General features: G+C 51.3%; 15 protein-coding genes and 1 tRNA gene. 9 read left to right on the top strand and 7 right to left on the bottom strand.

Features of this window, described 5'->3' with window-relative positions:
* Positions 1–286 precede the first annotated feature (286 nt).
* The 5 genes from VEI96_13670 to VEI96_13650 all read left to right on the top strand — a co-directional run bounded on the left by VEI96_13670 (position 287) and on the right by VEI96_13650 (position 5525).
* Positions 287–433 (top strand): hypothetical protein, encoded by a 147-nt coding sequence (locus VEI96_13670; GenBank protein HXX59042.1) that lies wholly within the window; start codon positions 287–289, stop codon positions 431–433.
* 297 nt (positions 434–730) lie between these two features.
* Positions 731–2125 carry a tRNA lysidine(34) synthetase TilS gene (gene tilS / locus VEI96_13665; protein ID HXX59041.1) on the top strand — a complete coding sequence of 465 codons (1395 nt, stop codon included), beginning with the start codon at positions 731–733 and terminating at the stop codon, positions 2123–2125.
* A 90-nt stretch (positions 2126–2215) separates the two neighbouring features.
* Positions 2216–3625 carry a glutamate--tRNA ligase gene (gltX, locus tag VEI96_13660; protein ID HXX59040.1) on the top strand — a complete coding sequence of 470 codons (1410 nt, stop codon included), beginning with the start codon at positions 2216–2218 and terminating at the stop codon, positions 3623–3625.
* 52 nt (positions 3626–3677) lie between these two features.
* Entirely contained in the window at positions 3678–5372 is a 1695-nt protein-coding gene (locus VEI96_13655) for a glutamine--tRNA ligase/YqeY domain fusion protein (GenBank protein HXX59039.1), read from the top strand.
* A gap of 77 nt (positions 5373–5449) precedes the next feature.
* Positions 5450–5525 (top strand) — tRNA-Asn (locus VEI96_13650).
* 119 nt (positions 5526–5644) lie between these two features.
* Here the strand turns inward: VEI96_13650 and VEI96_13645 are convergent.
* From VEI96_13645 to VEI96_13625, 5 genes are all read right to left on the bottom strand, one after another.
* On the bottom strand, positions 5645–6118 hold the full coding sequence (locus tag VEI96_13645; protein ID HXX59038.1) for a VOC family protein: 474 nt from the start codon (positions 6116–6118) through the stop codon (positions 5645–5647).
* Between the two features lie 96 nt (positions 6119–6214).
* A complete protein-coding gene (locus VEI96_13640; protein ID HXX59037.1) occupies positions 6215–6706 on the bottom strand; it encodes a VOC family protein in 492 nt (163 codons plus the stop codon).
* A gap of 21 nt (positions 6707–6727) precedes the next feature.
* A complete protein-coding gene (locus tag VEI96_13635; protein ID HXX59036.1) occupies positions 6728–7144 on the bottom strand; it encodes a DUF3568 family protein in 417 nt (138 codons plus the stop codon).
* A 336-nt stretch (positions 7145–7480) separates the two neighbouring features.
* Entirely contained in the window at positions 7481–8404 is a 924-nt protein-coding gene (locus VEI96_13630) for an NAD(P)/FAD-dependent oxidoreductase (GenBank protein HXX59035.1), read from the bottom strand.
* A 303-nt stretch (positions 8405–8707) separates the two neighbouring features.
* The gene (locus tag VEI96_13625; protein ID HXX59034.1) at positions 8708–9160 is read right to left on the bottom strand and encodes a YHS domain-containing protein; all 453 of its coding nucleotides are present in this window, start codon (positions 9158–9160) and stop codon (positions 8708–8710) included.
* A 308-nt stretch (positions 9161–9468) separates the two neighbouring features.
* Here VEI96_13625 and VEI96_13620 point away from each other — a divergent pair, with 308 nt between their 5' ends.
* Both VEI96_13620 and VEI96_13615 read left to right on the top strand, forming a co-directional pair.
* Positions 9469–10041: a YeeE/YedE thiosulfate transporter family protein gene (locus tag VEI96_13620; protein ID HXX59033.1), complete on the top strand. Its 573-nt coding sequence runs from the start codon at positions 9469–9471 to the stop codon at positions 10039–10041.
* Entirely contained in the window at positions 10038–10625 is a 588-nt protein-coding gene (locus tag VEI96_13615; GenBank protein ID HXX59032.1) for a DUF6691 family protein, read from the top strand. Before VEI96_13620 ends, VEI96_13615 begins: the two co-directional genes overlap by 4 nt.
* A gap of 191 nt (positions 10626–10816) precedes the next feature.
* On the opposite strand, the gene VEI96_13610 is transcribed toward VEI96_13615, so the two are convergent.
* Together VEI96_13610 and arsM are read right to left on the bottom strand one after the other, a co-directional pair.
* On the bottom strand, positions 10817–10978 hold the full coding sequence (locus VEI96_13610; protein HXX59031.1) for a hypothetical protein: 162 nt from the start codon (positions 10976–10978) through the stop codon (positions 10817–10819).
* Positions 10979–10996: 18 nt separating this feature from the next.
* A complete protein-coding gene (arsM, locus tag VEI96_13605; GenBank protein HXX59030.1) occupies positions 10997–11617 on the bottom strand; it encodes an arsenite methyltransferase in 621 nt (206 codons plus the stop codon).
* A gap of 143 nt (positions 11618–11760) precedes the next feature.
* Here arsM and VEI96_13600 point away from each other — a divergent pair, with 143 nt between their 5' ends.
* Both VEI96_13600 and arsB read left to right on the top strand, forming a co-directional pair.
* A complete protein-coding gene (locus VEI96_13600; protein ID HXX59029.1) occupies positions 11761–12096 on the top strand; it encodes a metalloregulator ArsR/SmtB family transcription factor in 336 nt (111 codons plus the stop codon).
* 1 nt (position 12097) lies between these two features.
* Positions 12098–13177, top strand: a complete 1080-nt coding sequence (gene arsB, locus VEI96_13595; GenBank protein HXX59028.1) for an ACR3 family arsenite efflux transporter — start codon at positions 12098–12100, stop codon at positions 13175–13177.
* The last annotated feature ends 44 nt before the right edge of the window (positions 13178–13221 follow it).

Here is a 13221-nt window from a genome sequence, read left to right as displayed (position 1 = left end):
TTAACGCGCGTCGCCTAGAGCAAATTGTTTTAAGGGCCTTAATTCTGTTCATTGATTTTGTCCTTATTGTATTTAGCTGGATTGAAGTGTTGCTATGTTGGTCTTCTTCGTTCGACATTTTTGTCCTATAAAAACCCCGAGCCATGCAACTAGCGGAGTAATAATAAAATGGGCGGCGATTGATTCAAAGAGCCAATATGTCATTTCTGACGGCAAAGTTCCGTAATTATTCAGATGAAAAATGATACCTTGTATTGTTCCGTAAAGCGTTCGGCCCAGAGACCCAATGAGAAGAAACAAAAACCAGATTGATTTTTTCCCTGTAGCTTTGGATAGCAAAATACCTGCAATAAAAATAAGAATGAACTCTGCCATGTATAAAAGTATGAAAGTAGTGATACTCGAAATAAAAGGTGAGTTAAATTTTGTGTGAATATATTCAGAAAGCGGCAAGTATAAATTAGATCGTTCATACCTTAATAAATAAGTTCCTGATAACCAGCACAAATACCCGGACCCAAGCCAAAGCAAGGCAACGAGGTAATTTTTCTTATTTTCCGTTTTCATTTATTATTGACTCAGAACATTATCTTTTCTGCTGCGAGGCCCATTTTCGTTGATTATAGAGAGTACTGAAGTATTAGTCAACAAAATGGAATTTGGAAGTTAGCTGATAATGCCTTGAAATCGTTGAAGAATTCGATGACTTGGTGCTATATTACCTGTTGTGATGGAACAGAGACACCGTACATTCCTCGATAAGGTCAAGGAAACGATTAGGAAACACTGTATGCTCTCGGGAGGAGAGAGCATCCTTGTCGGCCTCTCGGGTGGGCCAGATTCCGTCTGTCTTCTCACCGCGCTGCACGAGATCAACGAAGAATACGGTCTGAAACTCTATGCGCTTTATATAGACCACGGATTACGACCTTCGGAAACACCCGATGAGATATTGTTCTGCAAGAACCTCTGTCAGCGGCTGTCCGTTCCCTTTCGGACAGAATCGATTGACGTGCTGAGCTATGCGAGAGAGCATGGACTGAGCAAGCAGGAGGCCGCACGTGACCTGAGATACAAAACGTTTGATGAGGTCGCCTCTGCAGTAGGGGCCGGCAGGGTAGCCCTGGGCCATACGGCAGATGATCAGCTCGAAACCTTTCTCATGAGGGTCTTCCGTGGCTCGGGTACCAAGGGTCTTTCGGGGATACCACCGGTGAGGAAAAGGATCATCAGGCCGCTCATAGAGACAGAGCGGAACGATATAGAGGAGTTCCTCGAAGAACAGGGAATCGGTTTCATCGTCGACTCATCGAATCTCACGGAAGACTACCTGAGGAACAGAATCAGGCTATCGATCATCCCTGAGATAAAAAAGATAAACCGGCACGTAATCCCGACCGTAGCGAGGACGATGGAGATCCTTCGGGAGGAAGAGGCGTACCTCGAGATCATCGTCACGAAGACCCTGATGAGGCTGATATCGAGGAAGACGGACTTCCGCATCGAACTCTTCCTCACCCCGATGGAGACGATAGAAAAGGTCGTCCTCAGGAGGCTCTTGAGAAGGGCGATCGAAGAGACGAGGGAGCTCCGGGGAATGGAGTTCGTGCATATCGAAGCTATCATCGATTTGATAAAGCGGGGGCTGCATGGCGACAGGCTCTATCTCCCGAAGGGGCTGAGGGTCATAAAGAATTACTCGACTCTCGTGATAACGTCGGAACCCCCTCGGCAGTTGGGAACCGTTGCGCTTCCGATACCGGGCGAGGTTGTCTTGCATGAGACCGGGGCGGTGCTTCGGGCGGCAATCCTGGAGGGTTGCGAAGATTTCGGAGACGGAAGGACAACCGCCCTGTTCGATGCGGACAAGACCGGAGCGGTTCTCACCGTCCGGCCACGGGAGAGAGGCGATTTCTTCTACCCCCTCGGATTCGGAAAGAAGAAGAAACTCCAGGACTTCTTTGTGGATGAGAAGGTACCGAGGGACGAGAGGGATTCTGTGCCGGTCGTCGTATCAGGAAGAGAGATCGTCTGGATAGCGGGCCACAGGGGAGACGAACGGTTCAGGGTGACCGGTGAAACGAAGAGGTTCCTGAGGATGGAATTTAAGGCCGGTTTGCCATAAAATAGACGTGGGAGAGTGACTCTCGGAATTCTTGTAATCCACATTTTAGTGTCCGTCTTTTGTTTCATTGAGACTGCAGGAGGATAGATAATGGTTCGAGTTCGTTTTGCCCCGAGCCCTACGGGCCATCTCCATATCGGAGGGGCGAGGACGGCCCTCTTCAATTGGCTCTATGCGCGACATGAGGGGGGCACCTTCATTCTGAGGATCGAAGACACCGACAGGAGCCGTTCCACTGACGAGTATATCGAGGCGATCATAGAGGGCATGAAATGGCTCGGCCTCGACTGGGACGAGGGGCCCTTCAGGCAGACCGACCGCTTCGATATTTACCGGAGCTATGTGGAGAGACTCGTCGGGGAAGGCAAAGCATACAATTGTTACTGCACGCCCGAAGAGCTCGAAGAGAGGAGGCAGGCCGCGTTGGCAGAAGGCAGGTCGCCAAAGTACGATGGACGCTGCCGTGACCTGAAGGAGCCGGTCCCGGGCCGCACCCCTGCGACGAGGTTCAGGATGCCTCAGGAGGGCGAGACTATTGTGAACGACCTCATCAAGGGTACGGTAGTCTTCGAGAACAGCCAGCTTGACGACCTGATCATCATGAGGTCCGACGGCACGCCGACATATAATTTCGTGGTCGTCGTCGATGATGTGGATATGAAGATCACCCATGTCATACGGGGCGACGACCATCTGAACAACACGCCGAAACAGCTCCATATCTATAAGGCCCTGGGGTACGATGTCCCTCATTTCGCGCACCTTCCGATGATACTCGGCGCGGACAAGGCGCGGCTCAGCAAGCGACACGGCGCGACTTCGGTCATGGCATACCGGGAGATGGGGTATCTCCCCGAGGCCCTCGTGAATTACCTGGTCCGCCTCGGGTGGTCCTACGGAGACCAGGAGGTATTCACGAGAGAGGAACTGATACAATATTTTTCCTTCGAGAATCTCGGAAAATCTTCTGCCGTATTTAACCCCGAGAAACTGATATGGCTCAACAGTCAGTATATGATGAACTCCTCGTCGGAGAAACTCGCCGAACTCGTCCTTCCCTTTCTCTCCGGGGGAAGGATCATCCCCGAGAATATGCTGATCGACAGGGAGTGGCTCGGGAAGGCCGTCGCGACCCTGAAGGAGCGGGCAAAGACCCTCATCGAGCTTGCCGAGATGCTCCGTTACTACCTGGCCGAAGAAGTCGAATATCAGGAGAAGGCGAGGGTGAAGTTCCTCAACGCCAAGAGCCTCCCCCTCCTCACGGAGTTGAAGGAAGGGCTGAATGTGCTCCCGGTCTTTTCCGTGGCGGAGATCGAGAAGGTCTTCAGGTCAATCATCGAAAGGCACAACATTAAGCTCGGCAACCTCGCCCAGCCTGTGCGCGTCGCTGTTACGGGCGGCACGGAAAGCCCGGGGATCTTCGAAGTGATCGAGATTATCGGAAAAGAGAAGACCCTGAGAAGGATCGAGAAGGCGATACAGACGATAGGAACCGATTAGGGGGCTCGGCCATGCTAAAATATAAGATATCGAGAAAGAAGGAGAGGCACTTGTGGCGATAGACAGTTCAGCGCGGTCGTCTGATTTCATCCGGGAGATCATCGCCGGAGACATGGAGACGAACAAATGGGGCGGCCGCGTTCATACGCGCTTTCCGCCCGAACCGAACGGGTATCTCCACATCGGGCACGCGAAATCGATCTGCCTCAATTTCGGCATAGCGGAAGAGTTTGGGGGCCTCTGTAACCTCAGATTCGATGACACGAATCCGACGAAAGAGGAAGTGGAATACGTCGAGTCGATAAAGGAAGATGTCCGGTGGCTCGGATTCGATTGGGACGGACGGGAGTATTACGCGTCGGACTATTTTGAGCAGATCTGCCGGCATGCCGTACAGTTAATCAAAGGCGGCAAGGCCTACGTTTGTGACCTCAGCGCGGACGAGATCAGGGAATATCGGGGAACGCTGACCTCTCCCGGTAGGGAGAGTCCATACCGGAATCGCTCGGGTGAAGAGAATCTTGATCTCTTCGAGCGAATGAAGAGGGGTGAATTCCCCGACGGTACGCGAACGCTGAGGGCAAAGATCGACATGACCTCGGGGAACATGAATATGCGGGACCCGGTGATGTATCGCATCCTGCACGCGGAACATCACCGTACCGGAAGCGCCTGGTGCATCTATCCCATGTATGACTGGACTCACGGCCTCTGCGACTCGATAGAGGGGGTCACCCATTCGGTCTGCACGCTCGAATTCGAAGACCATCGCCCTCTCTATGACTGGTTCCTCGACGAGCTGAAGGTCTATCACCCGCAGCAGATCGAGTTTGCCCGGCTCAATCTCAGCCATACGGTGCTGAGCAAACGGAAGCTCATTCAGCTCGTGCAGGAGGGGCATGTCGCTGGATGGGACGATCCTCGTATGCCGACGATAGCGGGCATCCGGAGGCGGGGCTACACGCCCGAGGCGATCCGCAACTTCTGCGATCGCATCGGCGTCGCGAAGAGGGACAGCGTGGTCGATATGGCCCTCCTCGAATACTGCGTCCGCGAAGACTTAAACAAGCGGGCTCCCCGTGTCATGGCTGTGCTGCGGCCCCTGAAGGTCGTCATCGACAATTATCCCGAGGACCTCGTCGAAGAGATGGAGGCGGTGAACAATCCCGAAGATCCCGGCATGGGGACGCGGAAGGTCCTCTTTTCCCGTGTGCTCTATATCGAGCAGGATGACTTCCGTGAAGACCCGCCGAAGGGGTTCTTCCGCCTCGCGCCGGGGCGTGAAGTGCGGCTCCGGTATGCCTATTTCATCACCTGTACCCGGGTGGTCAAGGATGAAAAGACCGGAGAGGTGATCGAACTGCACTGCACGTACGACCCGAAAACGCGGGGGGGCGACTCTCCTGACGGACGGAAGGTGAAGGCGACCCTCCATTGGGTCTCTGCGGCTCACGCGATTGAGGCTGAAGTCCGCCTGTACGATACCCTTTTCACTGTGGTGGATCCTGCCGAGGAAAGGGAGGGATATGATTTCAAGTCGTATCTGAATCCGAATTCGCTCGAAGTCGTGAAATCATGCCGTGTCGAACCCGGGTTGGCCTCGGCCCCGGCGGGAAGCCGATACCAGTTCGAGAGACAGGGCTATTTCATCATCGATCCCGTCGATTCTTCAGGGGGGAGGCTCGTCTTTAACAGGACGGTCACGCTGAAAGACACATGGGCGAAGATCGAGAAATCACAGAAGTAGACCCTTCCCTCCGCCTTGTTCCTGCACCTTTCGGAGTGTTGCCCTGAAACTTCTCTTTGATATATAATAGCTCTCGTTCCTGGGTAGCTCAGCCGGCAGAGCGGGTGGCTGTTAACCACTTGGTCGGGGGTTCGAATCCCTCCCCAGGAGCCAACTTTTCAGACCGCGCCGAAGAGGCGTAGGATTCACTTCCCGACAGACGTTTTCCCGCTCTCCTATATCAATATGGTGCTCCGTGTTATCACCATGGTCGATATCATTCGTCTGTTCTTCTATTTCTTAGCGGCCTTGGTGAACATGGCCTTGGCACCCTCCTCAATTTCCTGCGGTGTTAAATCCTTTCTGTGAGTGGCCAAGCTCCAGCTGTACCCGAAGGGGTCCTTCACGGTACCGACACGGTCCCCCCAGAACATGTCATCGAGAGGCATCCGGACCTCGGCGCCTGCTGCCAGTGCGGTCTTGAAAGCTTCGTCCACATTTTCGATGTAGATGTAGAAGCTGACAGGAGAACCCCCGGTGGTTTCTGCGCTTTTGCAGGACTCCTGCGGATTTTCCTCTCCCATCATGACGATCGAGTCGCCTATCAGGAGTTCGGCGTGCGTAATCCCTTTGCCGTCCGGCCCGGGCATCGCGAACCGCTCGATGGCACGGAAGGCCCGTTTGTAGAATTCGATCGCTTTACGCGCATCCTTGAACATCAACATCGGCGTAACGCTGCGAAATCCTTCTGGTATCGCTTTTGTCATGGAATGCCTCCTTCTGCCGGAAAACCGGCTCTTGCTTTAGCTGTAATATGCGCAACACGCATGAAGGTTAGAAGCTTCTTTGATGTCTCTGTTCCGCTATCCTCGCTCATACGCGTGTTGCAATGCCTTTATATCGATCTTATTCATCTGAAGCATCGCCTCCATGACTCTCTCAGATTTCTTGGCGTTCTTGTCCTTCAGCATCTCCCCCAAAATAGCGGGAACGATCTGCCACGATATACCGTATCGATCTTTAAGCCACCCGCATTGCCCTTTCTCTCCACCTGCCGAAAGATTCTCCCAGAGTAGATCCACTTCTTTCTGTGTCCCGCAATTCACGGCGAGCGAGATTGCCGGCGAGAACGTGAACACAGGCCCGCCGTTTAAGGCCATGAATTCCTGCCCTTCGAGCAGGAATAGAATGGTCATTACGGTTCCCTTCGGCCTTCCCGAGGCCTCTGCCCCTGCCTCACCATAATGAGCTGTGCCGACAATTTTGGAATTCTTGAAAATCGAGATATAGAAATTCACCGCCTTTTCAGCCTGGCTGTCAAACCACAAACATGGAGTGATTTTCGGCTTCTTCATCGTGATTGCCTCCCTCTCTCGCTAATGTCCGTAGCTCTCTTTCAGCCCGAGATGCCTGTGAATGCCATTGATTATCTGTCTCGATTTATACTCATCGCCCATGATGCCCACCCGGATCGTTATTTTGGAAGATTCGGCCGTGAGCGATTCGATTTGAATCCAGACATCATCTCCGTCAGCGAACCTGGACTTGATTTTGGCGGAGAGGGTATCATGGCTGTCTTCGATTATCGGCAGCTCAAGATCTTTAAGCGCCGAGATGGAGGCGTCATAAACACTTGAGACGGGTGCATTTATGTCCTCATTGAGTCGACCTTTAAGGTAGACGACCGTGCCGGCGCCAGCGGCGCCTCCCACGACGACCGCAGCGCATCCCGCCATTTGCAAGGACAAAAGCAAAAACGAAAACAGTATTGAGACAGTTCTTAAATGCTTCATGTTTCTTGTCCCCCCGGCTTTGAGAAATGCTAGAGTTCATGGAGACGAGATATGCGACGAGATGTTCCTTTCTTGAACTGCTCCTCCTGATTTCAATTATAAATCACCATTGAGACTTGTCAATCAGACCGCGAGTTATTTCTTGATATCTGAATCACCAATCGTTTCTTCCCTCATGAGATATAGTGGAAGTTTGGCAGGGCTAGAGGATGCACAACCGCAGAGTCTTTGATGAGTATTAAGGACCGTCGTTCTGACGCTCCGACGACACGAATCTGGTCGTTGTCGACATGCATGATGAGCCCCGCGCGCCACTGAATGCAGCTAAGTCGGCTGTCAGATCTCAACGATCCTCGTGCTGATCTCGATTGCAGCCTCGGCCCCCTGACCGGCTGAAATGATCGCCTGGGAATGGCCCTCACGGAGAGAGCCGAGGACGAAGAGACCTGGAATGCTCGATTCGCCTGCGCCCTTTGTCACAATCTTGAACCCCTCGGTGTCGCGCTCCAGGGGGAGGCCCTCCAGGTACTCGTCATTGAGGGAGATCCCTCCCCATCCCATGATGACCTCGCAGGGGATGATGCGCCCGTCGGCGAGCCGCACCCCTTCGAGGGACTTCTGGCCGAGAAGCTCCTCCGGTTGCCCCTCGACCAGGGCAATTCCCTCTTCATCGAGCATCTCGGCATACTCCTTCCGCAGGGAGAAGCCGTGGGCGAGGAAGGTTATGTCCTTGGTGAACAGCTGCTTCATGCCGACACTGAGCCGCACGCCGTTGATGGTGCGGTCTATGACGAGCAGCTTCTTGCCGGTGGTACGATACCCGTCACAGATCATGCAGGTGAAGTAGGAGGTGCCGAAAAAGCGCGGGAGGTTCTTGAAGGGGGCGATGCTTTCCCTTGCCCCGGATGCGGCTATGACAAAGCGGGAGCGGTAGATCTTCCCCGCAGCATGCACTTCGAAGTACTTCTCACGGGATTCGACGCGCTCCACCTTGGCGCGTTCGACAGCGACGCCGAAGCTTGCTACCTGAGCCAGGCCCGTCTCCAGGAGATCAGGGCCTGAGACGACACGGTGACCGAGGTAGTTCTCGATCTGTCTCGCATGGTGGGTACGCCCTCCCGGACGGTGGAAAAGCATGACCCGTAAATTGTAGCGGCCGAGGTGAATGCAGGCCTGCAGGCCCCCCGGTCCCGCCCCGATGACGATGCAGTCGAGGGGCGCCTCGACTGCATCGGTGTCTATGCCACTTCCTTGTTTCATCTCTCCCTCCCTCTGAACCTCATCGTTGCTGATAGGAATTTGCGCTCCAATATGAGAGGAACTTATCATGAGATGGTTCGCTTGTCAACACGATTCGTAAAATTACGGCCCCCCCAAAAAGACTTTGCCGAGGGTGACGCAAGGGGAACAAACGTCTCCCACAGAGCGGGAAGGATGCCAGAGGCCTCACAGACGAAATGCGCATTAGGTAATTGCGATGGTGATGACCTTCAGGGGATCTTAGACGGCGTGCCAAAACGGATGCCGTCAAAGATGGGCATCCGTTTTGGCAATGCGGTTCACTTACTTGGCGTATTTGTCAGGGTTTTTCTTAAAATCCTCGATGCAAGAGTCGCAACAGAAGTAATAGCTCTTGCCCTTGTAATCGATTACCGGCGTGCTCATCGTGACTTCAAATTTGCCTCCCATGACAGGACAAGTCGCTGTCTTGCCGATTTCGCTCTGCATGGGCTGACGCACCATTAATTCCCCGGCCTCTGCGTATCTATCGGGGTTCTTCTTGAACTTGTCCACGCAAGGCTCGCAGCAGAAATAATAACTCTTACCCTTGTAATCGATTACCGGGGTGTTCTTTGTGACCTCAAAGGTTCCTTTCATGACGGGACAGGTCGCGGTCTTGCCGATTTCGTTCTGCATGGGCTGACGTACCATCAATTCTTCGGCCCGTATTATTCCCGCGATCGCAAGGATGCTCACCACGAGGCTAAACAAGAGAATCTTCTTAGTTTTCTCCATTTTCTCTCACCTCCTCCCTGAAACTTCCTGAAACCGGAAAAGGAATGCGTATTTTTGTGGCCTATACTGTCCTTTGCCACTTCCCTGATATCCGTCTATCACGAAATCATCGGCTTGTCAATCAGTGTACGAGGATTGTCCGAGATCATAATACTGCAAATGTAGACAAAAAACTCTTAGAAAAGGAGGGGGGAAAACAAAAAAAAGGTTTATTAAGGAAACCTTAATCAAGGGGATGATTTTTGGGCTATTCGTTAGTATATTTCGCAGTTGAGAATTCGGTTACATGACAGGTAGTATGAATAAGAGTGGGAAATGATATAAGTGAGAACCCCACTGGGGCCAGCAAAAAGGGCAAAGTTACACGGATAAATATGGAAAAAAATAACTATTGGTCTCCGTACGCCGCCGGCATAGGGCTCGGATTAACTCTGCTTGCAACTTTTTATATTATGGGCAGAGGTCTCGGAGCATCGGGAGCCTTTTCAATCTTATCCGCCGTGGCTGTTCATAAAGTGAATCCGGAGTACGCCGCCAATCTGAAATATTTCGGAAACTATTTTGCTAACTCGCCACTGAGGGACTGGATCGTCTTTGAGATTCTTGGCGTTTTCTCAGGAGCGTTGATCGGGGCAGTTCTCAGCCGGAATTTCAGACTTCAATTCGATAGGGCTTCCGGAATGAGTCGCTTCACAAGGCTCTTCACGGCTTTTAGCGGCGGGCTCATAATTGGTTTTGCCAGCAGGCTTGCCCGGGGCTGTACGAGCGGTGTTGCGTTATCCGGCGGCGCGGAGTTGGCTGTAGCGGGATGGGTATTTGTAGGTGCTATGTTTTTAAGCGGTTTTCTCTTTGCCGCGATCTTCAGGAGGCTTTGGTCGTGAACTCTCCGCTTTTTGCATACGGTTTGTTCGGGGAAGGCACGAGTCTTATCGTTGCGATCCTGCTCGGGTTCTTCTTCGGCCTTTTTCTGGAAAGGGGCGGCCTGGGTAATCCCCATAAGCTGACGGGCGTTTTTTATTTGAAGGATTTTACTGTGCCCAAGGTGATGTTCACGTCGATGCTCGTTGCCTCGGGTGGCCTCTATTTACTGGGAGACCTGAATGTGCTGGACGTGAGCAAGATCTGGACCATACCTACATTCTTTTGGCCGCAGCTTGTCGGCGGATTCCTCTTCGGTCTCGGCTTTCTTGTGGCTGGTTATTGTCCGGGGACGGCGGTCACCGGGCTCGCAAGCGGAAGAATCGACGCCCTTGTGACGGTGATCGGTATGATTGCCGGGTCACTCGTCTTTGCAGTGATCTATCCCGCTATAGAGAATTTTTATCTTTCATCCGAAATGGGAACTGCAACCCTGCCCATGATACTGGGAGTAAGCCACTGGACCGTTCTTTTCATTCTGGCTGTAATGGCGGTGGTAATGTTCTCTTTCATGGAGAAGTTGGAGAGGAAACAGAAGAGCTTTTAATGTGACGCGGACAAAAACCGTAGGCATCAGCCGTAAATTCCATAGATTCCTTATTATGTATTTACGGGATCATCGTGTTTACCATGGAATAAAATTATAGGAAGGAACCCCGACCTCTCGACTTCACCGACAGCATCGCAGGTATCCGCTTTTGTAACTCTTGCGGGGTTCCGGAAGAATGGTGAGAACGACTATCTCTTCGGTTTGAGTGACGTTATATATGCGGAGAAGACCATTTTCTCGACACCTTCTCCGAAATTCCAACTTCTTATAATCTCGTCGCTGTTATCCTTATCATGAATCACAATATCGGTAAATCCTGCGCCTGAAAGCAATTCTTTCAGTTCCTCCACGGGAACCGATCCGGTAATTCAGCCGCTATAGGCATCTTCATTCTGTTTGATTTCCTCTGAAAATTCACCTTTCTTAAGGACGTCAGATATTGCAAGTCTGCCCCCAGGCTTCAATACTCTGAAGGCCTCGTTAAACACGGCTTGTTTATCGGGCGAAAGGTTGATAACACAGTTTGATATAATCACGTCAACTGAAGCATCATTCGCGGGCAAATGCTCTATCTCTCCATGTCTGAACTCCACATTCTTCATTCCCAGCTTTTCCGCGTTTGCGGTTGCCTTTGCCACCATTTCAGGTGTCATGTCAACACCAATGACATTTCCATTTGGTCCGACCTTCATGGAGGCTAGGAAGGCGTCAAATCCTGCGCCACTTCCTAGATCAAGAACGGTTTCTCCTGCCGTAAGTTCGGCAATCGCATGTGGATTTCCGCAGCCCAGACCGAGGTTTGCCTCCCCAAGACCCACCTTTAACTCCTCTTCGGAATACCCGAGTCTCTTTCCCGTCTCCAGCAGGCTCACCGTATTAATCTCTGGCGCACAGCAACTTGCAGAGGGCAGGCAAGATGATCCACCTTTCGCTACCGCAGAGTAGCTCTTTACCACAAGCTGTTTAATCTTTACACTCTTTTGATTCATCTTCTTAATCCTTCCTTCTATAGGTTTGATACTGAACTTGCAACCGATCGCAAACCGCGCTTACCGCACCCCTCCCTTCTCGAACAGCACGTTGACATTTAAGACACCCCTTCAGTAGTATATTACCATAAGGTGATATAGTAATGGAATCATTCATCCTTCTGTCAAAGGCTATTTCAGACCCGACCCGAGTCAGGATGCTTAAGCTCCTCGAAGGGGGTGAACTGTGCGTTTGTGAGATTATGGAGGTTTTAGGTCTTGTACAGTCCACGGCATCAAAACATCTCAATATTCTTAAAATAGCCGGTCTGGTAGAAAGCCGCAAGGGAGGAACATGGTCATACTACCGGCTTGCTGAAAGATCTCGCGAACATAACAAAGATTTCATGAAGTTCACGGCTCTGCATCTTAATGATGATGACATTATCACTAAGGATAAGAAGTTCCTCAAAACCAAAAGGAAGAATTGCTGCAAGTGATATGGCAGAAGGCATAGCAAAGAGACTTTCTTTTCTCGATAGATTCCTTACCGTATGGATATTCCTTGCGATGGGGACCGGGGTATCTCTCGGTTATTTCGTTCCTGGGCTTGAGGGGTTTATCAATAAATTTCAGGCGGGAACAACAAATATCCCTATCGCCATAGGACTGATACTGATGATGTATCCTCCTCTTGCCAAAGTCAGATACGAGGAGATGGCAGAGATTTTCAAGAACGGGAAAGTTCTTTTTCTGTCATTGATCCAGAACTGGGTTATTGGTCCTATCCTGATGTTTGCCCTTGCCATTATCTTTCTCAGCGGTTATCCAGAGTACATGGCAGGACTTATCCTGATAGGGCTTGCACGATGCATCGCTATGGTGATTGTGTGGAACGACCTGGCTTGTGGAGACAGGGAGTATGCAGCCGCATTAGTGGCTTTCAATTCAATCTTTCAAGTTCTGTTCTTTTCCGTGTATGCCTACATTTTTATCACGGTCCTGCCCCCCTTGATTGGACTTAAAGGGGCAGTTGTCAATGTGACCATCGGGGAAATTGCCAAAAGTGTGTTCGTGTACCTCGGAGTTCCTTTTATTGCCGGAATGCTGTCACGGTTTGCCTTATTGAAGACAAAAGGGAAAGAGTGGTATGAGAAGAAGTTTATCCCAAGGATAAGCCCTATAACTCTGCTAGCCCTATTGTTTACCATATTGGTAATGTTTACCCTCAAGGGGAATTACATTGTTCAGTTGCCTTTGGATGTCATGAGAATAGCGATTCCCCTTCTGGTTTATTTTGTGCTGATGTTCCTTGTCTCATTCTATCTTGGCAGAAGGTTTGGAGCGGGATATGAGAAGACTACGACCCTTTCCTTTACAGCGGCGAGCAACAACTTTGAACTTGCAATAGCGGTGGCGATTTCCGTTTTCGGAATCAACTCGGGACAGGCATTTGCTGCGGTGATAGGACCCCTTGTTGAAGTTCCCGCCCTTATTGCATTGGTCAATGTTGCTCTTTTCTTTCAAAGAAAATATTTCCCCAGCCAGTACTGCAAGGTTGCTGGGATAACGACACCATAAACACGATAATAAGAATGAAGATTGCGGTTCTCGGTGACATACAC

This window comes from Thermodesulfovibrionales bacterium (assembly GCA_035622735.1).
GTDB lineage: Bacteria > Nitrospirota > Thermodesulfovibrionia > Thermodesulfovibrionales > UBA9159 > DASPUT01.
This window is presented reverse-complemented; position numbering and strand designations above follow the sequence as displayed.

Bases quoted from the DNA above. Each gene is read 5' to 3' on its own strand.
- VEI96_13670 (HXX59042.1), top strand. From the start codon at position 287: ATGAGAAGAAACAAAAACCAGATTGATTTTTTCCCTGTAGCTTTGGAT.
- tilS (HXX59041.1), top strand. From the start codon at position 731: ATGGAACAGAGACACCGTACATTCCTCGATAAGGTCAAGGAAACGATT.
- gltX (HXX59040.1), top strand. From the start codon at position 2,216: ATGGTTCGAGTTCGTTTTGCCCCGAGCCCTACGGGCCATCTCCATATC.
- VEI96_13645 (HXX59038.1), bottom strand. From the start codon at position 6,118: ATGACAAAAGCGATACCAGAAGGATTTCGCAGCGTTACGCCGATGTTG.
- VEI96_13640 (HXX59037.1), bottom strand. From the start codon at position 6,706: ATGAAGAAGCCGAAAATCACTCCATGTTTGTGGTTTGACAGCCAGGCT.
- VEI96_13635 (HXX59036.1), bottom strand. From the start codon at position 7,144: ATGAAGCATTTAAGAACTGTCTCAATACTGTTTTCGTTTTTGCTTTTG.
- VEI96_13630 (HXX59035.1), bottom strand. From the start codon at position 8,404: ATGAAACAAGGAAGTGGCATAGACACCGATGCAGTCGAGGCGCCCCTC.
- VEI96_13625 (HXX59034.1), bottom strand. From the start codon at position 9,160: ATGGAGAAAACTAAGAAGATTCTCTTGTTTAGCCTCGTGGTGAGCATC.
- arsM (HXX59030.1), bottom strand. From the start codon at position 11,617: ATGAATCAAAAGAGTGTAAAGATTAAACAGCTTGTGGTAAAGAGCTAC.
- VEI96_13600 (HXX59029.1), top strand. From the start codon at position 11,761: ATGGAATCATTCATCCTTCTGTCAAAGGCTATTTCAGACCCGACCCGA.
- arsB (HXX59028.1), top strand. From the start codon at position 12,098: ATGGCAGAAGGCATAGCAAAGAGACTTTCTTTTCTCGATAGATTCCTT.